Annotated in this window: 23 protein-coding genes; 10 read left to right on the plus strand and 13 right to left on the minus strand. The window is 59.7% G+C overall.

Going from position 1 to position 23,187, the window contains the following annotated elements:
* Window positions 1-37: 37 nt before the first annotated feature.
* Window positions 38-724, minus strand: coding sequence for a GNAT family N-acetyltransferase (locus ACM6JQ_RS10835; RefSeq protein WP_414893763.1), 687 nt, complete (start codon window positions 722-724; stop codon window positions 38-40).
* 249 nt (window positions 725-973) lie between these two features.
* Here ACM6JQ_RS10835 and ACM6JQ_RS10840 point away from each other — a divergent pair, with 249 nt between their 5' ends.
* Entirely contained in the window at window positions 974-2,749 is a 1,776-nt protein-coding gene (locus tag ACM6JQ_RS10840; protein WP_414893764.1) for an alpha/beta hydrolase, read from the plus strand.
* A gap of 93 nt (window positions 2,750-2,842) precedes the next feature.
* Here ACM6JQ_RS10840 and ACM6JQ_RS10845 read toward each other — a convergent pair whose 3' ends face one another.
* Together ACM6JQ_RS10845 and ACM6JQ_RS10850 are read right to left on the minus strand one after the other, a co-directional pair.
* Complete coding sequence (locus tag ACM6JQ_RS10845; RefSeq protein WP_414893765.1) at window positions 2,843-3,400, minus strand: YceI family protein; 558 nt, start codon at window positions 3,398-3,400, stop codon at window positions 2,843-2,845.
* 74 nt (window positions 3,401-3,474) lie between these two features.
* Window positions 3,475-4,830 (minus strand): MATE family efflux transporter, encoded by a 1,356-nt coding sequence (locus tag ACM6JQ_RS10850; RefSeq protein ID WP_414893766.1) that lies wholly within the window; start codon window positions 4,828-4,830, stop codon window positions 3,475-3,477.
* 199 nt (window positions 4,831-5,029) lie between these two features.
* On the opposite strand from ACM6JQ_RS10850, the gene ACM6JQ_RS10855 reads away from it, so the two are divergent.
* From ACM6JQ_RS10855 to ACM6JQ_RS10865, 3 genes are all read left to right on the plus strand, one after another.
* Entirely contained in the window at window positions 5,030-5,590 is a 561-nt protein-coding gene (locus ACM6JQ_RS10855; protein ID WP_414893767.1) for a chorismate mutase, read from the plus strand.
* 123 nt (window positions 5,591-5,713) lie between these two features.
* Window positions 5,714-6,037, plus strand: a complete 324-nt coding sequence (locus ACM6JQ_RS10860) for a hypothetical protein (protein WP_414893769.1) — start codon at window positions 5,714-5,716, stop codon at window positions 6,035-6,037.
* 147 nt (window positions 6,038-6,184) lie between these two features.
* Complete coding sequence (locus tag ACM6JQ_RS10865) at window positions 6,185-7,828, plus strand: diguanylate cyclase (protein WP_414893770.1); 1,644 nt, start codon at window positions 6,185-6,187, stop codon at window positions 7,826-7,828.
* On the opposite strand, the gene ACM6JQ_RS10870 is transcribed toward ACM6JQ_RS10865, so the two are convergent.
* The 3 genes from ACM6JQ_RS10870 to ACM6JQ_RS10880 form a co-directional block, all read right to left on the minus strand.
* Window positions 7,829-8,122, minus strand: coding sequence for a hypothetical protein (locus tag ACM6JQ_RS10870; RefSeq protein ID WP_007908133.1), 294 nt, complete (start codon window positions 8,120-8,122; stop codon window positions 7,829-7,831).
* A 204-nt stretch (window positions 8,123-8,326) separates the two neighbouring features.
* On the minus strand, window positions 8,327-8,713 hold the full coding sequence (locus ACM6JQ_RS10875) for a c-type cytochrome (protein ID WP_095113662.1): 387 nt from the start codon (window positions 8,711-8,713) through the stop codon (window positions 8,327-8,329).
* A 52-nt stretch (window positions 8,714-8,765) separates the two neighbouring features.
* Entirely contained in the window at window positions 8,766-10,097 is a 1,332-nt protein-coding gene (locus ACM6JQ_RS10880; RefSeq protein ID WP_414893771.1) for a PLP-dependent aminotransferase family protein, read from the minus strand.
* Window positions 10,098-10,186: 89 nt separating this feature from the next.
* Between ACM6JQ_RS10880 and ACM6JQ_RS10885 the strand changes: the two genes are divergently transcribed.
* Window positions 10,187-11,080: a DMT family transporter gene (locus ACM6JQ_RS10885; protein WP_414893772.1), complete on the plus strand. Its 894-nt coding sequence runs from the start codon at window positions 10,187-10,189 to the stop codon at window positions 11,078-11,080.
* A gap of 3 nt (window positions 11,081-11,083) precedes the next feature.
* Here ACM6JQ_RS10885 and ACM6JQ_RS10890 read toward each other — a convergent pair whose 3' ends face one another.
* Window positions 11,084-11,899: a cupin domain-containing protein gene (locus ACM6JQ_RS10890; RefSeq protein WP_414893773.1), complete on the minus strand. Its 816-nt coding sequence runs from the start codon at window positions 11,897-11,899 to the stop codon at window positions 11,084-11,086.
* A gap of 130 nt (window positions 11,900-12,029) precedes the next feature.
* On the opposite strand from ACM6JQ_RS10890, the gene ACM6JQ_RS10895 reads away from it, so the two are divergent.
* Both ACM6JQ_RS10895 and ACM6JQ_RS10900 read left to right on the plus strand, forming a co-directional pair.
* Window positions 12,030-12,548: a carboxymuconolactone decarboxylase family protein gene (locus ACM6JQ_RS10895; RefSeq protein WP_414893774.1), complete on the plus strand. Its 519-nt coding sequence runs from the start codon at window positions 12,030-12,032 to the stop codon at window positions 12,546-12,548.
* Between the two features lie 253 nt (window positions 12,549-12,801).
* Window positions 12,802-15,033: a GAF domain-containing protein gene (locus tag ACM6JQ_RS10900; RefSeq protein ID WP_095113667.1), complete on the plus strand. Its 2,232-nt coding sequence runs from the start codon at window positions 12,802-12,804 to the stop codon at window positions 15,031-15,033.
* Here ACM6JQ_RS10900 and ACM6JQ_RS10905 read toward each other — a convergent pair.
* The gene (locus tag ACM6JQ_RS10905; RefSeq protein WP_007908122.1) at window positions 15,001-16,446 is read right to left on the minus strand and encodes a SulP family inorganic anion transporter; all 1,446 of its coding nucleotides are present in this window, start codon (window positions 16,444-16,446) and stop codon (window positions 15,001-15,003) included. The two genes, ACM6JQ_RS10900 and ACM6JQ_RS10905, sit on opposite strands and share 33 nt — an antisense overlap.
* Window positions 16,447-16,603: 157 nt before the next feature.
* Between ACM6JQ_RS10905 and ACM6JQ_RS10910 the strand changes: the two genes are divergently transcribed.
* Entirely contained in the window at window positions 16,604-16,921 is a 318-nt protein-coding gene (locus ACM6JQ_RS10910) for a hypothetical protein (RefSeq protein WP_095113668.1), read from the plus strand.
* A gap of 53 nt (window positions 16,922-16,974) precedes the next feature.
* Window positions 16,975-17,520 carry a hypothetical protein gene (locus ACM6JQ_RS10915; RefSeq protein WP_007908120.1) on the plus strand — a complete coding sequence of 182 codons (546 nt, stop codon included), beginning with the start codon at window positions 16,975-16,977 and terminating at the stop codon, window positions 17,518-17,520.
* A 38-nt stretch (window positions 17,521-17,558) separates the two neighbouring features.
* Here ACM6JQ_RS10915 and ACM6JQ_RS10920 read toward each other — a convergent pair whose 3' ends face one another.
* Together ACM6JQ_RS10920 and ACM6JQ_RS10925 are read right to left on the minus strand one after the other, a co-directional pair.
* On the minus strand, window positions 17,559-18,194 hold the full coding sequence (locus tag ACM6JQ_RS10920) for a hypothetical protein (protein WP_095113669.1): 636 nt from the start codon (window positions 18,192-18,194) through the stop codon (window positions 17,559-17,561).
* 128 nt (window positions 18,195-18,322) lie between these two features.
* Window positions 18,323-18,781, minus strand: a complete 459-nt coding sequence (locus tag ACM6JQ_RS10925) for a GNAT family N-acetyltransferase (protein ID WP_414893775.1) — start codon at window positions 18,779-18,781, stop codon at window positions 18,323-18,325.
* 143 nt (window positions 18,782-18,924) lie between these two features.
* On the opposite strand from ACM6JQ_RS10925, the gene ACM6JQ_RS10930 reads away from it, so the two are divergent.
* Window positions 18,925-19,569 (plus strand): TetR/AcrR family transcriptional regulator, encoded by a 645-nt coding sequence (locus tag ACM6JQ_RS10930; protein ID WP_007908117.1) that lies wholly within the window; start codon window positions 18,925-18,927, stop codon window positions 19,567-19,569.
* A 21-nt stretch (window positions 19,570-19,590) separates the two neighbouring features.
* On the opposite strand, the gene ACM6JQ_RS10935 is transcribed toward ACM6JQ_RS10930, so the two are convergent.
* From ACM6JQ_RS10935 to ggt, 3 genes are all read right to left on the minus strand, one after another.
* The gene (locus ACM6JQ_RS10935) at window positions 19,591-20,604 is read right to left on the minus strand and encodes a lysozyme inhibitor LprI family protein (RefSeq protein WP_414893776.1); all 1,014 of its coding nucleotides are present in this window, start codon (window positions 20,602-20,604) and stop codon (window positions 19,591-19,593) included.
* A gap of 106 nt (window positions 20,605-20,710) precedes the next feature.
* Window positions 20,711-21,244, minus strand: coding sequence for a cysteine hydrolase family protein (locus ACM6JQ_RS10940; protein WP_007908113.1), 534 nt, complete (start codon window positions 21,242-21,244; stop codon window positions 20,711-20,713).
* Window positions 21,245-21,311: 67 nt separating this feature from the next.
* The gene (gene ggt, locus ACM6JQ_RS10945; protein ID WP_007908112.1) at window positions 21,312-23,039 is read right to left on the minus strand and encodes a gamma-glutamyltransferase; all 1,728 of its coding nucleotides are present in this window, start codon (window positions 23,037-23,039) and stop codon (window positions 21,312-21,314) included.
* Window positions 23,040-23,187 lie beyond the last annotated feature (148 nt).

The following is a 23,187-nucleotide window of genomic DNA, read 5'->3' on the forward strand; positions in this document are numbered from 1 at the left end:
CGCCATTCACAGCAAGGGCTTTTTCAGCGATGTGAGGTCAGTGTACGGTCAGGCGTTGCCGGACAAATTCTTCGGTGTGGCGGGTGGTCTGATCGAGGTGTCGATCGCGCTGTTTCTCAGCATCGAGCATCGCCCGCTTGCCGTTTTTCTGCAGTAGATAGGTGTGGATCTGCTGCACTTCCAGCGACCGGTAAATCGGCGTGGTGTCGATAAATCCGCGCAGGCCGTTGCTGCGGTAATGCCGGGTGCTCATCAATACCTGCGTTTCCCGTGAACCGATCACTTCAAAACCCAAGGCTTCGAAGTACGGGACTTTACCCACGGTGCAGGCCAGTTCCGCGTGGGGATAACGCCCGAGCATTTCGCCGATCAGCGCCCGCGCCACGCCCTGACGCCGATGCCCTTCGCGCACGGCCATATAAGCCACGCTGCAGGCTTCCCAATCGCCCTGCACCGGCAGGTACAACAGAAAACCGATCACTTGCTCTGGATCATCCTCGTCGGTGGCGACCAGCAACTCGACGTCGTTGCCCTTCTCGCCATTCAACGCTTCCAGATACAGATGCACCTCATAGCCGACCGCGTACTGATAGACGTTGTACAGCAGGTTGCTCGGGCCGAGACCGACCGCGCTGATGTCGGTCAGGTAATCGACGACCATTTGCAGGATCTGGCTGTTGACGCCTTCGGGGCATGGGGTTTTGTAGTGGGTGATGCGTGGCATGGCGGGCAAACTCCGGCAGAAAAAACACGTCCCCGACGACTGCAATCGGTGAACAGCGACATCATACCGTGCCACCGTCGACTGTCTGCCAAAAGCATAATCCGCCCCTACGGGGCATCCATGGGGAGATTTAAGCTCAATGAGCCCGCCGCCATTCATTATCTGTTGGCTATATTATTTATGCTGATTAAATCAGTGCCTGACCAAAGGAAAGACTACAACTTAGTAATCCCAAGGAGCACCGTTTGAATGACCAGGCAAGCGCATACGCATACGTCTTCAAAGGAATTAGTCATCCTGTTCCATTCAATCGGAGGATCCCAGGCTAAGCTGGCCGATCTTGAAGCTACCGTATTGAGCGCCTGCATCGAAAACAACCAATCAGTTCCTGACTTTTTCTACCCTACCCTCGACACCAGCATGATGTCGTTCGCCGATCCCTGCGACATCACGCTATCGGTGATGCGTCAGATTGATGAGATTTGGCAAACATCAAACGGTGCGTACTCGGGGATATATCTGGTGGGGCACAGCATGGGTGCCCTGCTTGCACGCAAGGTATATGTGTGTGCTTGCGGGGAAACGCCAGAGGCTCCATTCGAGCCTCAGCTCAGCGGGCAATCGCCGCGAATCTGGGCCAATCGAGTAAAGCGCATAGTCCTGCTCGCCGCTATCAATCGCGGCTGGCGCCTGTCCCCCCATCTGTCGATCAGCAATTTTCTTCGTTGGGGCGCGGGCGTTCTCCTTGGCAACACCATCATGGCGCTGACACTGGGGCGATACACTCCACTGGTTTTTCATATTCACTATGGCGCGCCTTTTCTGACCAACTTGCGTTTGCAGTGGATGGCAATGCGCAGGTCATTCAAAGCCAGGTCCTGTGATCCGGTCATCACCATCCAGTTGCTTGGGTCCACTGACGATCTGGTCTCTCCCGAAGACAATATCGACCTGGTGGCGGGGGATGATTTTTATTACCTCGACGTCCCCATGTCCGGCCATGTGAATGTCGTCGAGACAGATGGGAGCGAAGCGGGCCAAAAGCGTTCACGTGTCATATCTCTGGCACTCACTGGCACGCCTGACAGCCTGAAAGAGGGGTCGATCTTACCGACCGATCAGGATCTGCCCAAAGCCGAAAGTGATGTAACCGATGTGGTCTTTGTCATTCACGGCATACGCGATCAAGGCTACTGGACTCAAAAAATAGCGCGCCGGGTGGTTGCCATGGCTCGCCAGCGCAACAAGTTTATCGATCGCCAGAAGGCGCCGGATACCACCAAGACGGAAAAAAAACAGATCATCAAAACCGAGACATCCAGTTATGGGTATTTCGCCATGCTGCCCTTTCTATTACCCCACATCCGCCGCAAACGTGTGGAATGGCTGATGGATCGTTATGCTGAAAACAGGGCCCTTTATCCGGATGCACAATTTTCCTATGTAGGCCACAGCCACGGGACCTACATGCTGGCCAAAGCACTTGATGATTATGCTTGCCTTCGCTTCAAACATATTGCGTTCGCTGGCAGTGTTGTCAGCACGCGATATGACTGGAGCACTCTGATCAGCCTCGGCCGAGTAAAAAGTGTCGTCAACTTTGTTGCCAGTGCCGACTGGGTCGTCGCCGTTTTTCCGCGCACCTTTCAGATGCTTGAACTCCAGGATCTGGGGAGCGCCGGACACGATGGATTCCAACAGGAAAACGCCGCACTGTTCAAATCCGAGTACGTGAAAGGCGGTCATGGCGCAGCATTACGCGAGGAAAACTGGGACGTGATTGCGACGTTCATTCTCGATGGCAGTAAACCGGCAGAACCTGACTTGGCGCACCAGCGCCAGTCATGGACGGTTCAATTAGGCAATTATGCGCCGCAGCTAGTGCTGCTGGCGCTGTTTCTGGTGTTGTGGGGCGGTTACATCCTATTGGCGCCGCTGCTATCCCTGAGTCATGCCCATTGGACCAGCCTCGTGGCTTTCGCAATGTATGTGTGGGGGGTATGGAAAGTTTTGACGTGGTTTTGAACTTCGCAGCACTTGCTGGTACACCGATGTTTACGTCACCGGTCACGATCGTCCAACCTCGCAGCCAATGCGCACGAAGTGGAACCGGTAGCGTCACTGCTGTGGCGCCACCACTTTGAATTTGATGGCGATGTCCTTGGACACCACGCTGTCCGCCCACTCCCCCGCGCCGAGGCCGAACTCGTCGCGCTTGAGTATCAGGTCACCGTCGAAAATGCCGATGGCGCTGCCCGGTTTCAGTTCCACCGGCACCTGCACTTCGCGGGTAATGCCCTTGAGGGTGAGTTGTCCGTCGATCAGATAGCGACGCTCGGCCAATCGGGTGAAACGTCGGGATTCGAACACCGCCACGGGAAATTTTTCAGTGTCGAACCACGCCGGTTTCACCAGCTCGGTGTTGGCGTCTTCGCTGCCGGCATCGATGCTGTTGAGGTCAATGTGCAGCGTGGTACGGGCGTTGGCGAGGTTGTCGGTATCAAAGTCCAGCGTCGCCTCGAACTTGCCAAAGGTGCCATACATCGGCGAGCCCATCTGGTTGTAGGTAAAACTGATCTGGCTGGCGGTGGTGTTGACCCGGGTGTATTCGACTGCCTGCGCGGCACAGACGACGCACAGCGAACACGCGGCAGCCAGCAGCAATCGGATCGACATCGGATTCTCCAGGCGGGGCTTGCCGTCGAGGGACTCGATTGACTTAAGCAAACATCCGTCCGATACGCCAGCGCCTACACCAAGCGCTCGATTTTCTGATGCTGCCAGACCAGTTTGTAATACAGGGTCTGCAGTACCAGCATGCCCAGATATGCCACCGGAAACGCCATCCACACGCCTTGCAAACCATATTGCCCGTCCAGCCAGTACGCCGCTGGCAGCTGCACACCGACCACGCAAATGATCGCAATGATCACCGGCACCAACACCGTGCCGCTGGCGCGCATGATCCCGCCAATGATGGCCTGGAAGCCAAACACCAACAGGCTCCACAACATGATGTGCAGCAGATGCTCAGCCATCGCCCGGGTCGAGTCCTCGGTCAGGAACAGTCCCAGCAACCAGTGCGACAACAGGTAACCGAGCACGATCAGGCCGCCGGTCAGGCATACGTTAATCAACAGCCCGGTGCGCAGGATCGGCCCCATGCGCTCCAGCCGCCCGGCGCCGATGGCCTGTGCACCGAGGATCGACGCGGTGATTGCAATCGACAACGCCGGGAACTGCACATAGTTGACGATCTGCGTCACCGCGCCATAGGCCGCCGTCGCTTGCGAGCCGTGCTGGTTGACCAGCGCCAGAATCACCAACTCCGACAGCGACAGTACAATCATCTGCACGCCGGTCGGCAGGCCGATGCGCAACACCTTGCCGAGAATCACCCCGTCGAGGCGCAACGCAGCAAAGAACTCGCGGTCCGGCGCCAGTGGATGGCCCTTGCGAATCAGGCGCCACGCCAGCCATGCCATCGCCGCCAGGTTACCGGCCAGCCCCGCATACGCCGCGCTCTGAATGCCCAGTTGCGGCAAGCCGAACCAGCCGCGAATCAGCGCCGGTGTCAGGGCCAGCCCGACGCAGGTCGAGACCATCAGCGCCAGCAATGGCGACAGCGTATCGCTGACCCCGCGCAACAGCTGCGTGAACAACACAAACACCAGCAGCGACGGCAAGATCCACATCATCACATGGGCATACGCCACCGCATCGTCGAGCACATCTGCCGGCGTGCCCAGCCCGGTCAGCGCCTGTCGCGCGAACACGCTGCCCAGCACCGCAGCCACCAGACCGATCACCCCCCCGAGCAACAGCGTCGCCCCGGCAATCGCCTTGACCATGTGCGGCTCACGCGCGCCCCATGCCTGACCGATCAACACCCCGGCGCCCGCGCCGAGGCCGATCACCAGTGCGATAAAGAAGAACACGATGGGAAACATCCCCGACACCGCTGCCAACGCCTGGGTGCCGAGCATCTGGCCGATGTAGATGCTGTTGACCGTGCCCGACATCGATTGCAGAAAATTGGACAGCACCATCGGCGCGAGGAACAGCAGGTAGGTGTGCCAGAGTGGGCGTTGGGCGACGGCTTGCATTGAATAGAGGTCCATCTCGACGGCGGGAGGGCTGATGGAGGATAGCTTCGATGAGTTGGACGCGGGGCGCAATTAACATTTCAAATCGGTGTTTATTACCGGTGCCCGCACCTGTGTAATGAGCACGGATCTATAGGTGTCGGTTCAGCACTGTGGTAAACAACTGCCCACTTCCATTGCTCTCATTGAGGCTCTGTTCATGCCGCACGTTGCCAATCTGTTGACCGCCAGCCTCCTCGCCCTGCTCGCCACCAGCGCTCACGCCGCCGCGCCCGCCGAAACGTTGAAGCCGTTGCTGGAAACACTCAACGAACGTCTGAACATCGGCGACCTCGTCGCGCTGACCAAATGGGACAGCGGCAAGCCGATTCAGGACAGCCTTCGCGAGGCGCAGGTCATCGCCAATGCCCGTACGCTGGCCACCGAGCGCCAACTCGACCCGGAGGACGTGGCGCAACTGATTGCTGCGCAAATGGAGGCGAACAAACTGGTGCAGTACGGTTTGCTCGCACAGTGGCAAGCGACCGGTAGCGCGCCGGACACCCCGCGCCCCGACCTGGGCAAGCAGATCCGCCCGCGTCTGGATGAACTGCAAACCCGCCTGCTGCAGCAATACGCCGCCTTCACGCCGTATCGCCATGACGCCAATTGCCCGGCGTGGCTGGCCAAGGCGCGCAGTGGCCTGGCCCACGATGCGTTGCATGAACTGGCCCTGACGCGGGCGACCGGTGAGCTGTGTGTGCGATCAACAGCCCCATGAAACGGGGGTTCGGGCATACATTGCTGGCGTCGATAGTCACCATCACGTCAATGAAGTTCTCATAAATAATCCACGGCGTAACATCGGCTCCAGACAAACAACTACCCCTTGGAGCACACGATCATGAAACGCCAAACCCTTCTCGGCATCGCTTTCTCGGTTTTCGCCATTAACGCTTTTGCCGCCACTGCGGCACACACCCAGGTCGCTGAAGGTGGCTCGGACAAGCTGATTGAAAGTCGTGTTGCCGAGGGCGGTTCCGATCGTCTGCTCGAACGTCGCGTTGCCGAAGGTGGCGCTGATCGTTTGCTTGAACGCCGTGTTGCCGAAGGTGGCGCTGATCGTCTGATCGAACGCCGCGTTGCCGAAGGCGGTTCCGATCGTCTGCTCGAACGCCGCGTTGCCGAAGGTGGTTCCGATCGTCTGATCGAACGCCGCGTCGCTTAACGCTGCGGCTTCATCGCAATCGCAATAAAAGCCCGGCCTGATCAGCCGGGCTTTTTCACGTCCGCCGCCATCCATTCCCCGACTGGCCACCCACCGCCCATTGCGCATACCATGCGGGCACAACTCCAAAACAGACCTCGCCTGCCCATGCTCAAAGCCAGTCTGCGTAGCCACCTCACCCTTTGGTTTGCCGGTTTATCTCTGCTGACACTGCTCAGCGTTGGCTTCTATGTCGGTCACATCGCCACTGAACAAATGAAGCAGGCCAGCGGCAATGCGCTACTCAACACGGCGCGCTCGGCCGCATCGTTATTGGGTGAACAACTGCGCGAACGCCAGTTGGAGGTTTATCTGCTCAGCCGCGCGCCGCATCTTGAGCGTGGCGATCTGGACAACCCGGCGATTCTGAAATCAATGCAACTGCGCACTCAGGCGCGCGCCGAGTATGCGTGGATGGGCGTCACCGATGCCGAGGGCAAGGTGCATCAGGCCGTCAACGAGTTGCTGGTCGGTCAATCAGTGCAACAACGGCCGTGGTTCCAGGCCGGTTTACGCAGTGAGTACACTGGCGACCCTCACGAAGCGGTGTTGCTGGCGAAATTGCTGCCGGGGCTGCCGAACGGTGAACCGCTGCGTTTCATCGATTTCGCCGCGCCGATCCATAACGCCGACGGTCAGGTGATTGGTGTCCTGGGCGCCCATGCACACTGGAGCTGGGTCACGCGCATTGTTGAGTCGGCGGCGTTCTCGCATAAAAACTCAATGCCGGATATCGAAGCGTTGATCATCGATCACGATGGCAAGATTCTCTATCCCGAAGCACTGATGGGCCAGCAACTGGCGGCGACTGATTCGAAGTTGCAGGGCTGGAGCGCGGGTAACGGCTTCCTCACCAGCATGGTCACCGTCCCGACGCCATCGAGTACGGCGCTGTCGTGGTCGATTGCCGTGCGCCAGCCATTGGAAACCGCGCTGCAACCGGCGCGCCTGCTGATGTACAAATTGCTGATACTGGGTGTCGTCGCAGCGGTGTTGTTCGGGCTGGTGGCCTATTATCTGGCGCTGTACCTGAGCCGCCCGATCGAACAACTCGCGCGCTCGGCACGGCAGGTGCAAAACCAACAGCCCGGCGCGCAATTCCCACTGCTGCACCCGGTGCTGGAAATTGCCCAGCTCGGGCAATCCATTGATGCAATGACGCAATCGCTGCTCGGTAAAGAGCGCGAACTGCAAGAGGCCAATGCCTCGCTGGAAGCCACCGTGGCACAACGCACCGCAGCCCTGACACTGGCCAACGCCGAACTGCTGAATCTGGCGACCCACGATGCCTTGACCGGCGTATACAACCGTCGCCGTTTCGATGAGAAGCTCACCGAGTACACACTGCTGTTCCGCCGCACCGGACGCCCGTTTTCCCTGCTGCTGATCGATGCCGACCACTTCAAACGAATCAATGACACGCACGGTCACGCGGTGGGAGATGAGGTACTACAGCAGTTGGCGCAACTGATTCAGAGCAGCTTGCGCACCACCGACTTCGTCGCCCGTTACGGCGGCGAAGAGTTCGCTGTGCTGTTGCCGGAAATCGCCAAACCCGACACCCCGGAAGTTGTCGCCGAGAAAATTCGCGCGGCGGTTGCCGAGGCCGATTTTCCTGTGGTCGGGAATGTGACGGTGAGCATCGGCGTCGGCCTGGCGGATCCGGCCGACAACAGCCACAGTGCTCTGATCAAACGCGCTGATCAGCAGCTCTATCAAGCCAAAGCAGCGGGCCGTAACCAAGTGGCGTAATCAGGCCTTCTTCACTTCGCAAATCCCGTTGGCCTTGTTCTTCCCGGTGTAGGACACAGCAGGCGAACCATCGGGATTGATACTCAGGGAAATGGTCACGCCCGCGCCTTTGGCTTCGAAGTAGTTGTCGTTGAATTTCTTCAACTGGCCTTCCTTGCCATTGATATAAATCGGGCCACCCTCATCGGCGTGCACTTCGATCTTGCCCGGGCACGTAGCGTTGAGCAGGGGGATGCCAGCGTGGGCCAGTCCGGTGGCAAACAACAGCGGCGCTGCCAATAGCAAAGATTTCATGGTGGGTTCCTTGAAGGCGGCAAAAACACCGAATAGCTTTTGCATGTCATTTTTCAATCAGGGACTTGGGTGCCCGGCATATCGCCCGAACACACCAACTTGAATCGCGAACAAGGCGTGGCCGTGACGGTTATGACCCCTGTGGGCTGCATTCCCACGCAGAGCATGGGAACAATCAATCGCAGCCTGCGCCAGCTCCTGCCGTTATTGCGTGAAGGTCTGGAGGTATGCCAGCAGATTGTCGAGTTTCTCTTCGTCGCTCAGCCCCCAGAAAATCATCCGCGTACCCGGCACCACACCTTTCGGATCCTTCAGATAAGCGATAAGCGTCTCACGATCCCAAGTCACCCCCGAGTTCTTCATCGCATCGGAATACACGTAATTCTCTGACGTCCCGGCAGGCCGACCAATGATGCCATTGAGCTGCGGGCCGAATCCGGGACGGGCCGATTCGCCGACCTGATGGCAGCCGCCGCACAAACGCGGGAAGATTTTCGCGCCGGCCTCGGGGTCGCCCGCGGCGTGGGAGAGCGTACTGAACAGGCTGGTGCCGAGCATCAGGGCGAGTGACAGTGCTGCGGTGTTTTTCATCGAGGGTTCCGGGTCGGTCTGCATCGGGCGGCGCAAGGGTAGCATTTTGTTTTTACCGGTAAGCGCCAACGACCTTTCTGATTCTAATCAATGCGTGACGCAACACGTCCATGTCCACCGAGCCTAATGCCAGACGAATCGCATGCGGCGCATGGCCCGACACCGAAAACGGCTCGGCGGTGGTGACGGAAATCTGTTCGTGCATCAGCTCGACGACAATCTGATCGGCGCGCACATCCTCCGGCAACGGTAGCCACAAAAAATACGACGCCGGATGGCCAAGGCTCGGCAGTCCTTTCAACACTTCGGCCGCCAGCGCCTGCCGCGCCTTGGCGTCGTTGCGCTTCTGTTCCTCCAGCAGCGTCACTGTGCCGTCGTCGAGCCAGCCACAGGCGATGGCAGTCATGATGCCCGGCGTATTCCAGGTCGTGGCGCGAATGATGCGTTCCAGCGCCGGCACGGTCTCTGTCGGTGCAGCGATGAAACCGACGCGCAGACCTGTGGCGATGTTTTTCGACAGGCCCGAGACGTACACCGTGCGCTCCGGCGCCAGATCGATCAGCGTACGCGGTGGGTTGTCCACCAGAAATGCGTAGGCTGCGTCCTCAATGATCGTCAGATCATGCTGACGGGCAATCGCCACCAACTGCTCGCGCTGCGCCAGCGGCATCACCCAGCCCAGCGGATTGTGCAACGTCGGCATGCTGTACACGGCGCGCACCGAGCGGCTGCGACAGAGTTTGTCCAGCGCGGCGAGATCCGGCCCATGCTCGTTGAATGCAATCGCCACGACCTCCAGGTGCAGCGCTTCGGCCAGCACCTTGAACCCGGAATAGGTCAGCGCATCGGCGGCAATCACATCACCGGGTTTGAGCAGCGCCATCAGCGTCACCGCCAGGCCTTGCTGGGCGCCATTGACGATCAGCACTTGCTCGGCCTCGACGTTCACCCCGCGCGTCAGCAGATGCCGAGCGACGGACGCACGCTCGTGGGCACGACCGGCGTGCGGCTGGTAGCGCAGCAACGCCTCCAGATCACCCGACAACGCCAGTTGGCGCAACGCGCTGCGCAACAAATCGGCCTGACCGGGCAGCGACGGGTAGTTGAAGTTAAGGTCGATCATGCCGACCGCCACCTGTTTCTGATCGATGCCCTGCCCCGGCGACAGCGAGGTTTCGCGGACAAACGTGCCGCGCCCGGTCTCGCCGCTGACCAGGCCCATCGCCTCCAGCTCCGCGTACACCCGCGAGGCCGTGACCAGCGCTAACCCTTCTTGAGCCGCTAATTGCCGATGAGTCGGCAACCGCGTACCCGGCGGCAATTGGCCCGAGCGAATGTCTGCGGCAAAGGCGTCAACCAGTGTCTTGTAGCGTGAACGTGGCATGCCGGATGTATCCATGACAATTTTTTGATTGTGCTGATTCTCAGCTCTAGCATGACCGCAACGCAACCCACTTCTGAGCGTGAACGGTGATGGAACGGACCTCGAATCTGACGACCCCGGCACTGGAAAAAACCAGCGGCTGGATCAACGGTTTTATCGGCGTGGTGATTTTCAGCGGTTCACTGCCGGCCACGCGTGTGGCGGTGCTGGAGTTCGATCCGGTGTTTCTCACCGTGGTCCGCGCCGCCATCGCCGGGGTGTTGGCGGTGGCGCTGTTGTGGTTGTTTCGCGAGCAGCGCCCGGCGCGCAATCAGTGGCTGTCGCTGTTGATAGTCGCGATGGGCGTGGTGCTCGGCTTCCCGCTGCTGACCGCCCTGGCGCTGCAACACGTGACGTCAGCACATTCGATTGTGTTTGTCGGCTTGCTGCCACTGGCCACGGCAATTTTCGCCGTGCTGCGCGGCGGTGAGCGGCCGCGACCGGTGTTCTGGATGTTCTCGATTCTCGGCAGCGCTTTGGTCGTCGGGTTCGCCCTGGCACAAGGTCTGACGGCCTCGCCCACCGGTGACCTGCTGATGCTCGCGGCCATTCTGGCCTGCGGCCTCGGCTATGCCGAAGGCGCGAAGCTGTCGCGCACCCTCGGTGGCTGGCAGGTGATTTGCTGGGCGCTGGTGCTCGCGCTACCACTCATGGCGGTATTGAGTCTGTGGCTGGCGCCTGCCTCGTTCAGCACGATCAGTCTGTCGGCGTGGCTATGCCTGGGCTACGTGTCGCTCTTCAGCATGCTGATCGGTTTTGTGTTCTGGTATCGCGGCCTGGCCCAGGGCGGGATTGCCGCGGTCGGTCAGTTGCAATTGCTCCAACCGTTTTTCGGCTTGGCGTTGGCGGCGACGCTGCTGCATGAACACGTCAGCATCGGCATGCTCGCGGTGACGCTGGGCGTGATTCTGTGCGTGGCCGGGGCGAAGCAATTCGCCAAATGATCCTCAGGCGCCCGCCTTCCACTCGCGCGGGCTGAGCCCGGTCTTGCGCCGAAACGCCCGGGCCAGCGCCGAGGGGCTTTCGTAACCGACCTCCTCGGCAATCAGCGCAATCGGCTTGCCTTCGCGCAAGCGTTTCTGCGCCAGACTGACGCGCCAGCTCAGCAGATAATCGGCCGGTGTCTGCCCGACGACCCGGCGAAACTGCTCGGCAAACCCGGCGCGGGACAGGTTGGCGACAGCGGCCAGATCCGCCACGCTCCACGGTTTTTGCGGTTGCTCGTGCATCAGGTTCAAGGCGCGCGAAAGACGCGGATCAGCTAGCCCGGCGATCATCCCCGGTTGTTGCTCGCGGCTGCTGATCAAGTGCCGCAACAGCAGAATCACCAGCAGTTCGAACAGGCGATCCATCACCGCCACCCGCCCGCAATGCCCTTCGAAGGCTTCCTTGAACAGCCATTCCACGGTGCTGCCCAATTCCGGGATGTCCGTCAGCTTCAGCACCAAATAATCCGGCAGTGCCGCCGCCAGTGCATTGCCGGAACCGCCGTCAAACGTCAGCGTGGCGCAGACCACTCGGGTGTCCATCGCCTCGTCGGCGAACATGCGATGGGCAAAGGGCCGGGGGAAGAAGATCAGCGACGGTTCACAGAGACGAATTTCACGCTCGCTGCCCGGCTTGAGCAGCAACTCGCCTGCCTGCAACAAATGCACATGGCCGCATGGCTCGCCGTCGTGAACGCTGAGGCCGCAAAACGTGCCGCTGTGAAAGGTCCCGGCAGACACGCCGAAATGGCTGAGCAACGTGGAAAGGCGATCCATGGACGACTCCAAGGGTAAGTCTGGACGATCTGCCGCATATCCTCGACGATTTGCGCCAATCCACCAGCCCGGTTCCATAACATGACCTCCATCCCCGGCGCACTTCGCACCGGACTTTCGGAGAATCACCATGAGCCGCATCCACGCTATCAGCCTCGAAACCGCCGCCGACGCCAGCCGCCCAGTGCTGGAAGGCGTGAAAAAGAAAATCGGTTTCCTGCCCAACGTGTTCACCACCCTGGCGAAAGCGCCAGTGGCCCTCGAAACCTACGTGCAAGCCTCGGCAATCCTCGGCAAGACTTCGCTGAGCGCCCAGGAAAAAGAAGCCGTTTACCTCGCCACCTCGCAGGTCAACGGTTGCGATTACTGCCTGGCGGCGCACACTTTGTTTGCCGGCAAGGCCGGGCTCTCGGCGCAGGACATCGTCGCCGCCCGCCAAGGCGAACTCAACGCCTACGCCGCCCTCGCCCGTCAGTTGACCGAAAGTCGCGGCCATTTGAGTGACGAACAGATCGCCGCCGCCCGCACTGCCGGTATCGACGACGTGAAGATCATTGAAGTGATTGCACTGGTGGCCGTGCAGAGCCTGACCAACTACCTGAACAATGCGGCGCTGACGGATATCGATTTCCCGGCCATCGATGCCTGATCAAAACCTGACAAACACTGTGGCGAGGGCGCTTGCTCCCGCCGGAATGCGCAGCAGCCCCTCAATATTTTGTGGGGCGTCTCGTCTCCGGCGGGAGCCGGCGCCCTTGTCACAAATCGTTTTGTCTCACGCATCGTGCAATGATGTGCGCAGACCTGAAAAAACAGTTTCACTGCGAGCGGGCGTGCTGAAACCAAACACCGCGCGCAAAGGTCTTTCTTCACACGCAGATGCCCGGAAAGACACGATTCCCATGACAGACTGGTTGCAAGACAACGGTGAGATGGCCGAGCAGATTCGACGCCATGATTGGGCAAGCACCCCGCTGGGTCCGTTGCAAAACTGGCCCGATGTGCTCAAGACCACGGTCTCGCTCAGTCTTGCCTCGCACTTTCCTCAAGCCATCGTTTGGGGGCCAGAACTGATCACCTTGTTCAACGACGCCTTCCTGCCGATTCTCGGCGCTAAACCGAACGCTCTGGGAAGACCTTTCAGCAAGATCTGGGAAGAAGCCTGGAGCGAGATCAGCCCGATTGCCGATGCGGCGTACGCCGGGCAAGCCACTTACATCGAAAACTTTGCGCTGACCATCGAGCGAGGCAGCGGACCGGAGCAGGCGTTTTTTACCTTCTGCTACAGCCCGATCCGCGATTCGCTCGGCAACGTGGTCGGCATGCTCGATACCGTTACGGAAACCACCCAGACGGTTTTTCTCAACCAGCGTCTGGCCGTGCTTGAGGCGCTCGGCAACGCCGTTGCCAACGCGACCGATGCCCAAGCCATTCTCGCCATCACCACGCGTCTGATGGTCGAACATCTGCAGCTGTCAAACTGTGCCTACGCCGACATGGACGCCGATGAGGACGGTTTCACCATTCGCGGCGATTGGGCGGCGCCCGGCTCGCCAAGCATCGTCGGCCACTATCGACTGCGCGACTTCGGTGAGAAAGCCGTGACCTTGCTACGTGCCGGCGAACCGCTGATCATCCATGACAACCGCAGCGAACTCGCCCCTGAAGAATCGGCAACCTTCCAGGCCATCGGCATCACTGCAACCATTTGCGTGCCGTTGATCAAGCAAGGACGACTGACCGCACTGATGGCGGTGCACGACAATGTGCCGCGAGCCTGGTCGCGCTTCGAACAGTCACTGCTGAGCGAAGTCACCGAGCGTTGCTGGGCGCACATCGAACGGGTCCGCGCCGATGCCAACGTGCGTGAAGGCCTGCTGGCGCTGGCGGAACTGAATGCCACGCTGGAACAACGGGTCGAGGAACGCAGCTTGCGTCTGGCCGAAACGGAGTCGGCGCTGCGCCAGTCACAAAAGCTTGAAGCCATCGGCCAGTTGACCGGCGGTGTGGCCCATGATTTCAACAATCTGCTGACTATCATTCGCTCGTCAGTGGATTTCCTGCGCCAGCCCAACCTGCCGCAGGAGCGTCGTCAGCGCTATATGCGCGCGGTTTCCGACACCGTCGAGCGCGCCTCCAAGCTGACCAGCCAATTACTTGCTTTTGCCCGGCGTCAGCCGCTCAACCCGCAAGTGGTCGATGCGGGCGAACGGTTGGCGAACATCGGTGAAATGCTCGAGTCTGTCACGGGCGCGCAAATTCATGTCAGCGTCGAACGGCCGGACCAACCCTGCTACATCCGCGTCGATCTGAGTCAGTTCGAAACCGCAGTGATCAATATCGCGCTCAACGCCCGTGACGCGATGAATGGCCAAGGCCTGCTGAAATTGCGCCTTGAGTGCGACAAACCACTGCCAGCGATACGCGGCCATGCCGGCGCCAGCGGCCCGTTTGTGTCCATCGCACTGTCGGACACCGGCGGCGGTATCGATGCGCATACTCTTGAGCATATTTTCGAACCGTTCTTCACCACTAAAGATGTCGGCAAAGGCACAGGGCTCGGGTTATCGCAAGTGTTCGGCTTTGCCAAGCAATCGGGCGGTAATGTCGATGTGTCCAGCCTGGTCGGTCACGGAACGCAGTTTACGCTGTACCTGCCCCAGGTACCGGCGGTTGCGCCGCAGGCCAGCGAGACGTCGGACGAAGGCGAACTGCAGGCGCCGCATGAAAAGCGCCGGGTGCTGGTGGTCGAGGACAATCTGGACGTTGGCCGCTTCGCCAATCAGATCCTGCAGGATCTGGGCTATGACACGACGTGGGCCACCAACGCCGAAGAAGCCTTGAAGTTGGCAGGCGAAGACGCAAGGGCTTTCGACGCAGTGTTTTCCGATGTCGTCATGCCCGGTATCACGGGAGTCGCGCTCGCCAGGGAATTGCGCCGTCGCCGCCCGGATCTGCCCGTGATACTGACCTCCGGCTACAGCGAAGAACTGGCGCGCTACGGTCACGAGGGTTTCGAGTTTCTCGCCAAGCCCTACTCAGCCGATCAGGTCTCGCGGATTCTCAGCAAGATCTGGTTGAAGGCGTCAGCGCCAGCGCCTTCAGTCGTGGTCGACACCGGCACGCTTGAGTAATTTTTTGCAGCGCTCAGACAAATGAAACACCTGCAAATGCTTACCCGCCTTGGCATATCGCTCGCGCAAAGTCTTCAACGCCGCAATCGCCGAGTAATCGACAAAACTCAAATGCCGACAATCCAGCGTCACCCGAGCCGGATCATTGGCCGGATCGAACTGATTGAGGAACGGCGTGGTCGAGGCGAAAAACAGCGTGCCGTGCAGACGATAGAGCTTGCTGCCGTCAGCCTCCAGATGCTCATCGGCATACAGCTCACGGGCCTGCTGCCAGGCAAAGTTGAGCGCCGCAATAATGATGCCGCACAGCACCGCAGTGGCCAGATCGGTAAACACGGTGATGGTGGTCACGGCGATGATCACCAGCACATCATTGAGCGGCACTTTATTCACCACCCGCAACGACGCCCAGGCGAAGGTCTGCTGCGACACCACGAACATCACGCCGACCAGCGCCGCCAGCGGAATACGCTCGATCAGCGGCGACAGGAACAGAATGAACAACAGAATCAGCACGCCAGCAACCACGCCGGACAAGCGCCCGCGCCCGCCGGAACTGAGGTTGATCACGGTCTGGCCGATCATCGCGCACCCGCCCATGCCACCGAACGCGCCGCTGACCATGTTGGCCGCGCCGAGCGCCACGCACTCGCGATCCGGGTAGCCACGGGTTTCGGTGATTTCGTCGGTGAGGTTGAGGGTCAGCAAGGTTTCCAGCAGACCGACCAGCGCCATCAGGATTGCGTAAGGCGCGATGATGCGCAGGGTTTCCAGACTCCACGGGATGTCCGGCAAGGCGAACGTCGGCAAGCCGCCGGCGATGTGTGCCATGTCGCCAAGGGTGCGGGTCGGCAGGCCGAACAGGTAGACCAGCAGACCGACGCCGAGAATCGCCACCAGTGCCGGCGGCACCGCTTTCGTCAGACGCGGCAGGATGTAGACGATGGCCATGGTCAGCGCAACCAGCCCGGTCATCAGGTACAGCGGCGTACCGCTGAGCCAGTCCTCACCGCTCTTGAAATGCTCCAGTTGCGCCAATGCAATGATGATCGCCAAGCCGTTGACGAAGCCGAGCATCACCGGGTGCGGCACCATGCGCACCAGTTTGCCCAGGCGCAGCAGCCCGAACGCCATCATGATCAGACCGCCGAGCAACACCGTCGCCAGCAAATACTGCACGCCGTGTTGCACCACCAGCGCGACGATGACCACGGCCATCGAACCCGCCGCACCGGAGACCATGCCTGGCCGGCCGCCGAACAACGCCGTCAGTGTACAAATGATGAAGGCGCCATACAGACCCATCAGCGGATTGAGGTGCGCCACCAGCGCGAACGCAATGCATTCGGGCAACAGGGCAAACGAGGTGGTGAGTCCGGCCAGGACATCGGCGCGCAGACGAATCGGTTTCATGGCTTACCTGATTGAGCAGCCGTCGAGCGCGACTGCAGGTGTTCGGAGAAAAGAGGGTTGCGGATGTTACGGAATTGTCCGGGATCGGGCCAGTGAACGCTGACACTTGTCGGCTCGGGCTTTATGCTGGCGCGTTCCTGTATCCATTGAGTTGAACATGTCTGCCTTTCTGAGCGCCCGCGAGGTGTGCCAGCGTTTGCGTGAAGCGGCGCTGGGTGTCCTCACTTTCAAAGTCTGCGAGATGCCTGACGAGGCGGGGCGGGTCGCGGTCGATATCGAGGGCTGGCACCTGCTGCTGGACTTTGAAGGTAGCCGGTTACATCACTGTGAATTCGCCCGCAATGGTGATGGGCAGGAAGGTGCGCTGGACAGTTGGCAGCGTTATGGCACCGATCCGGTAAGTTTACTCAGTACCTGGGAATTGGCGCAGATCGAGCGATTGCTCAACACGCAGACGAACGAGGTTGCCCAATGATGGCACTCTGCCCATAATTCGCGCCCTCCTCTATTCCCACGCAAGGAACTGCCGTGAAGAAGTCGCTGTTGTTGATCCCGATGCTGGCCCTGCTACTGCAAGGCTGTGGCATGACCATGACTCGTTACGAGCCAAGCTTCGAGAACGTGCAGAAGCTCAAGCAAACCCCGCCGCTCCACGCGATCAGCAATCCTCAGGTCACGGCCGAATCCGGTGAAGGTTCGCTGGTGGTTCGCGCCAACCCGGTTCGCTCGCCGTCCGGCAGCATCCCGGCGCACATTCAGGATGCGATCACTGAAGAACTGCGCAAGGCCGGCCTGCTCGATCCGCAGGCGCAGCGTCAGTTGAAAGTGTTGGTGGTGAAGAACGAACTGTCCGCAGGCATGGGCACGGGCGACGGCAAACTCGCCGCTCGCTTCACCCTGCTCAACGGCAACGATGTGGTGTACGACGCCACCAAGAATGTCAGCAGCCAGTGGAGCAGCAGCTTTTTCGGCTTCATTGCGATTCCGAACGCGGTCAACGCTTACAACCCGATGGTGCGTGACCTGCTGAAGGAACTGTACAGCGATCCACAGTTCATTCAGGCCCTGAAGTAAGGGCAAAAAAAGAGCCGCGATTGCGGCTCTTTTTTTCTTCAGGCCATTGGAATAGCGGTTTCGAGTGCCGAGTACTTCAGGTTTTTGCTATCGACCAGTTGCTTGAGCAGCGCGTTGACCTGACGGGTGAAAGTGTCATTCACCGCGTCTTTCGGTGTGTTGGCCATCAGCGGGATGAACCAGATACCGATCCAGGTCCCGATCGCATCATGATTGCTCGCGGTGGTCAGGGCCTGACCCTGGCCATCCATGCCTTCCAGGCTCATGGAGTACTGATCGGTGCCGTACGCCGGGATCACCCCCAGGCTGAAACCACTAATAAAGCCCAGTACCATGGAACCGGCATTCGGCGGATGGTTGTACATTTTCAGACGCAGGCTGTAGTCCCCCGGCTGCTTCTGGAACTCGTCCAGGGTGACACGGCCGAACAGACCCGAGTCAGTGAGGATTTTTTGCAGCTGTGGTTTCAGTTGATCACGTGCTTGCGGCACTTCCACGGCGGAACCACTTTTCGGCTCGCCCTGATAGAAATCGAAATCGACGTATACGTTTGGCTTATTGGTGTAGCTGGCCATCGACGGCATGGTCACCGGCGCCACTTCGTCTTTGGTGAAACTGGCACAACCGCCCAGCGCAAGTACCAGCCCCAGCGCCAGAATTTTCCCGAATTGCATGATGATCCGTCCCTATGTATACACATCCAGATGATGGCATTGCGCCTTCATTTTGAAGGCCGGGCGGATTCTAGAGAGAGCGGCGGTCGGGCGAAAGCCTGAATTCGGGAAATCGCAAAAAAATTTGCTCAACCCTGCCGCAAGTCGAGGATGTAGGTGTAATAACCGCTGTCGCGCACGTAGCCGAGGGATTCGTACAAACCTTGCGCCATAAGGTTGTCGGTGGCGGTTTCCAGCACCAGCCCCTTGGCACCGCTCGCCAAGGCAAAGTCACGCGCCGTGTTCATCAGCAATCGACCCACCCCGCGTCCACGTGCGGCGGGCGTGGTGAACAGGTCGCTGAGCAGCCAGGTGCGGTGGGCATCGATGGACGAGAACGTCGGGTACAACTGCACGAATCCCAGCGCCTCGCCGTGTTCATCCTGCGCGAGAAATATCGCCGATTCGTTGCCAGCCATGCGTTCGGCGATGAAGGTTCGCGATTGCTCGAGATTCGACGGCTGTTGGTAAAAACCACGGTAAGCGTCGAACAACGGCGCCACCGCATCCAGATGTGTCGCGTCTGCTCGCACTGCCTGAAGGGTCATGTGCCGGCTCCGTTTCCACTCGTTGATCGAAACAGCATAGCGCCGTCCCTCGAGTGTGCTGGCCTCATCGCTATATAGTTTTGTATATTGCGAGACCGAAATCGCCAGAATCTATCCATGCCGTCCAGCCAACCTGTATTGCCATGAGTGCCATCCGCGTCCGCAACGAGCAGTTGATCCTCGCCGCTGCCCGCGAAGAGTTCGCCGCCAACGGCTTCGACGCCACCCAGACTCGCGATATTGCGGCGCGTGCCGGGGTGCCCAAGGCCAATCTGTATTATTACTTTCAGACCAAGGAAAACCTCTACTGCAAAGTACTGCTGGGGTTTGTCGAGCCGCTGTTGGAAGCTTCAGCGGCGCTGCGTGAAAGTGATGACCCGCTGACGGGGCTGCGTGCTTACGTTGCCGCGCGGATTCGTATTGCTCGCGAGCATCCGGCGATTGCCAAGGTATTCAGTGGCGAGTTGCTGCTGGGCGGTCGACAGTTGCCGGCTGAGTGCCGCGATCTGTTGTATGCCGAAGCGCGGCGTAACGTTGAATGCCTGCGCAGCTGGATTGAGCGCGGCTTGCTGGCGCCGGTGGATCCTGAGCATCTGATGCTGTTCATTTGGTCGGCGACGCGCACGTACACCAACATTGGCTGGCAGATGGGGCGGATCATGGGGCGCGAAGTGCCGCAGGATGAGGATTATCAAACGGCGGCGCAGACGATTACGCGAATGGTGCTGGAGGGTGTCGTGGTGACGCCGCGGGTGGGCGGGATTCGTGGGGTTTTGTTTGCGACGTGAGCGGATGGGCTACCGCGCAGATCAGGGCATGAAGTCTACGGGCAGCTCCAGATGAGCTTTCATGCGCTCATTCCAGTCGTGCAAGGCATCGGGTAGAACTTTTTTCCATTTCGCCACGTTGGTGTAGTAGCGCAGACGCGAATGGCCGGAACTGTCGTAGGTCACCAACAACACCCAGAAATGGCCATCGGATGAGCGCATCACGATGCCGGTGCCACCCAGACCGCGCATCCACATCTCCCAGACCTGACTGCCCGGCACATCGGTGCCTGGCTCACCCGTCATCAGGGAGCCGGACTTTTCCACCAGTGTCTGATAATCACCTTTGAGCAAGGTGTGCAGTGCCTGGTTCTCTTCCGGTGTTTGTGCCAGGCCCAGGCTGAGCATGTCGTAATCCAGTGTCAGCGGGTGCTCCGAGGCGACAAAACGGCCGGTGTAGTAGACGCCCAATCCGGCACTGCAATACCCGCCTTCCCCTGCAAGCGAAATATCCAGCACACCGTTGATGGGAGTGAACAACAGGGTGCACTCATCTTCCGAGTAATCGGCTTTACCGTCGTTGAGTGTGGCAACGCCATCCAGATCACCGGAGTTGGCACCCTCAGCCGCCGTGATGTCGATGCTGATGTGCGTGGCATCGCGGCGCTGGGTTATCACCGTTGCCGAGGTTGAAGTCCCCGGCGGTATGAGTTGCCAGGTTGCGTCCCAACTGAACGGCTGGGTAGCGTGTTCGAGCTCGCTCAGCCGCATCAAATACTCGCGGCGCAAACAGGCCGTCTGATCGCCGCAGGCGTTGCGACTTTTCAGCCACTGCCGCTGGTCAGCCTTGAGGGCTTTGGCATCGGGGACACTGGCCAATGTCGAATGCCAGAGCTTGCCCAGCTTCTCGTCGAGCAGCGAAATCTGCGGGTCGCCACAAACGGCTTTTTCGGTTTTGTTGTTGGCCGTGGAGCAATCGAAACTGCTGGCGTGGGTAACAGAGGCAAACGCAAGGGACGTCAGCAGCAAGGCATAACGCAGGGAGATCGCGAACATCGAGAGATTCCATTCTTCGGACGGCGCGCAGTATGCCAGTGCTGCCAGCGGAAATCCCTGATGTACATAGCAATCAGGGTTTCGCAATCACTGTAGGAGTGGGTAGTCAGAACCTGATGTCGGCGGCGGGTTTGACGTCGATGCGCGCCACGGAGCCGGTCAGGTGCGCCAGATCCTTGTTGTGCTCGGTGATGATGTCTTCGGCGCTCATGTTGCCGTTGTCGACGGTGGAATGCGCGTCGGCGGCGAGCACCACGTCATAACCCAGTTGATGGGCCTGGCGCACGGTGGCATTGACGCAGTAATCGGTTTGCAGACCGCAGATGAGCAGTTTTTCGAAATCTTCGCTCGGCAACAGTTTGCGCAAGTCAGTCTGGTAGAACGAATCCGGGGTGGTCTTGCGTACGCGCAAGTCTTTCGGCGATGTATCAAGCCCTTCGGCCAGCTGCCAGCCTTCGGCACCATGGGCCAACGGGCTGTCCTTTTCTTCATGCTGGATCAGCACCACTGGCACACCTGCCTTGCGCGCGCGGGCGCTGAGGCCGTTGATGGTGTCGATTACACGGTGAATGTCATGGCACTGGTATTCGCCCGAGCAGAGGGCGCGCTGGACGTCGATGATCAGCAATGCGGTGGTCATGATGAGCCTTCCTTGATCAGTCCTTGAGACGGGGGCGGATGTGAGCCCGCCCCCTTTTTTACGCTTCTTAGTAACCCAGTGACAAGCCAGTGTTGCGGCGTGGATCGTTGGCGCCGTAGAAACGGTTTTTCCCGACGGGTTTACCCCCCAGCGACGGTGCGCCGACCAGAATCGCGGCGATGTGATTGGCGTCCTGCGGCCCGGCGAATTTGTGGCCCCAGCTTTCGAGGAGCTTCTTCGTGTCGGGGCTGGCGGCGAAGTCTTCGAGGTTGGTTTCTTCCGGCATCCACTGCTGGTGGAAGCGTGGCGCGTCGACCGCCTCCTGCAAGCCCATGCCGTAGTCGATGACATTGAGCATGGTCAGCAACGTCGCGGTGATGATGCGGCTCCCGCCCGGCGTGCCGACCACCATCACCACTTTGCCGTCCTTGGTGACAATGGTCGGGCTCATCGATGACAGCGGTGCCTTGCCCGGGGCAATCGCATTGGCTTCACCCTGCACCAGACCGTACATGTTCGGCACGCCGACCTTGGAGGTGAAGTCGTCCATTTCATCGTTGAGGATCACCCCGGTCTTGCTTGCCATCACGCCGGCGCCGAACCAATCGTTGAGGGTGTAGGTGACCGACACTGCATTGCCCCACTTGTCGACGATCGAATAGTGGGTGGTGTTGCTGCCTTCATGGGGCGCTACACCAGGCTTGAGCTCAGCCGACACGCCGGCCTTTTGCGGCTGGATGGCATCGCGCAGTTTGGTCGCGTAGTTCTTGTCCAGCAGGTGCTCGATCGGATTTTTGACGAAATCCGGATCGCCGAGATAGCTGTTGCGATCGACATACGCGTGACGCATCGCTTCGATCTGGTAGTGCATGCCCTGAGCGGAATGGAAGCCCAGGTCCTTCATCGGATAGCCTTCGAGGATGTTCATGATCTGGCAGATCACTACCCCGCCAGAGCTTGGCGGCGGCGCCGAAACCACGTGGTAACCACGGTAATCACACTCCACCGGTGCCAGTTCGCGGGTCTTGTATTTGTCGAGGTCGGCCTGGGTAATGATGCCTTTGTTGGCCTGACTGGAAGTGACAATGGCATCGGCTACCCAGCCTTTATAGAAGCCGTCGGCGCCTTTCTCGGAAATGGTCCGCAGGGTCTTGCCGAGGTCCTTTTGCACCAGTTTCTGCCCGACCTGCATCGGCTCGCCTTTGCTGAGGAAGATCGAGCCAGAATCGCGCATGTCCTTCTTGAACACGTCGGTGGCGTACTCCAGCAGTTCGACGTCACCCTGCTCCAGTTCAAAACCGTCTTCCGCCAGTTTGATCGCCGGTGCAATCATTTCCTTGCGTGGCTTGGTCCCGTATTTGCTCAGCGCCAGTTCCATGCCGGACACCGTGCCCGGTACGCCCACCGCCAAATGTCCACGGGTGCTGAGATCGGGAATTACGTTGCCTTCCTTGTCGAGGTACATGTTGGCGGTGGCCGCCAGTGGCGCTTTTTCGCGGAAATCGAGGAAGGTCTTACGCCCGTCCGCCAGTTGAATGGTCATGAAGCCGCCTCCACCGAGGTTGCCCGCTGCGGGGTAAACCACCGCCAGCGCGTAACCCACGGCGACCGCCGCGTCGACGGCATTGCCGCCACTTTTCAGTACGTCGACGCCGACATGGGTGGCCAGATGTTGCGCGGTGACCACCATGCCGTTTTCGGCGGCAACCGGAGCGACTGACGCCGCGTGAGCCATGAGACAGCTGAGTGCCAGTGAGGTCGCTATCAGCGACTTGGCCAAAGGTTCGTACTTCATGAGTCGATCTCTTTTTTGTTGTTTTCAGGGTCTGTGCAAAACAGAGGGGGAACGCTGCAAGAGCACCAAGCAGTATGGTCGGCTTTGCGTATTGCGCCTCCCCGATCAGGCAGTATGCTGGGCGCTGTTGCCGCCCTGATCCGGAGTC

It is taken from the genome of Pseudomonas sp. IT-232MI5 (genome assembly GCF_949767845.1).
GTDB lineage: Bacteria > Pseudomonadota > Gammaproteobacteria > Pseudomonadales > Pseudomonadaceae > Aquipseudomonas.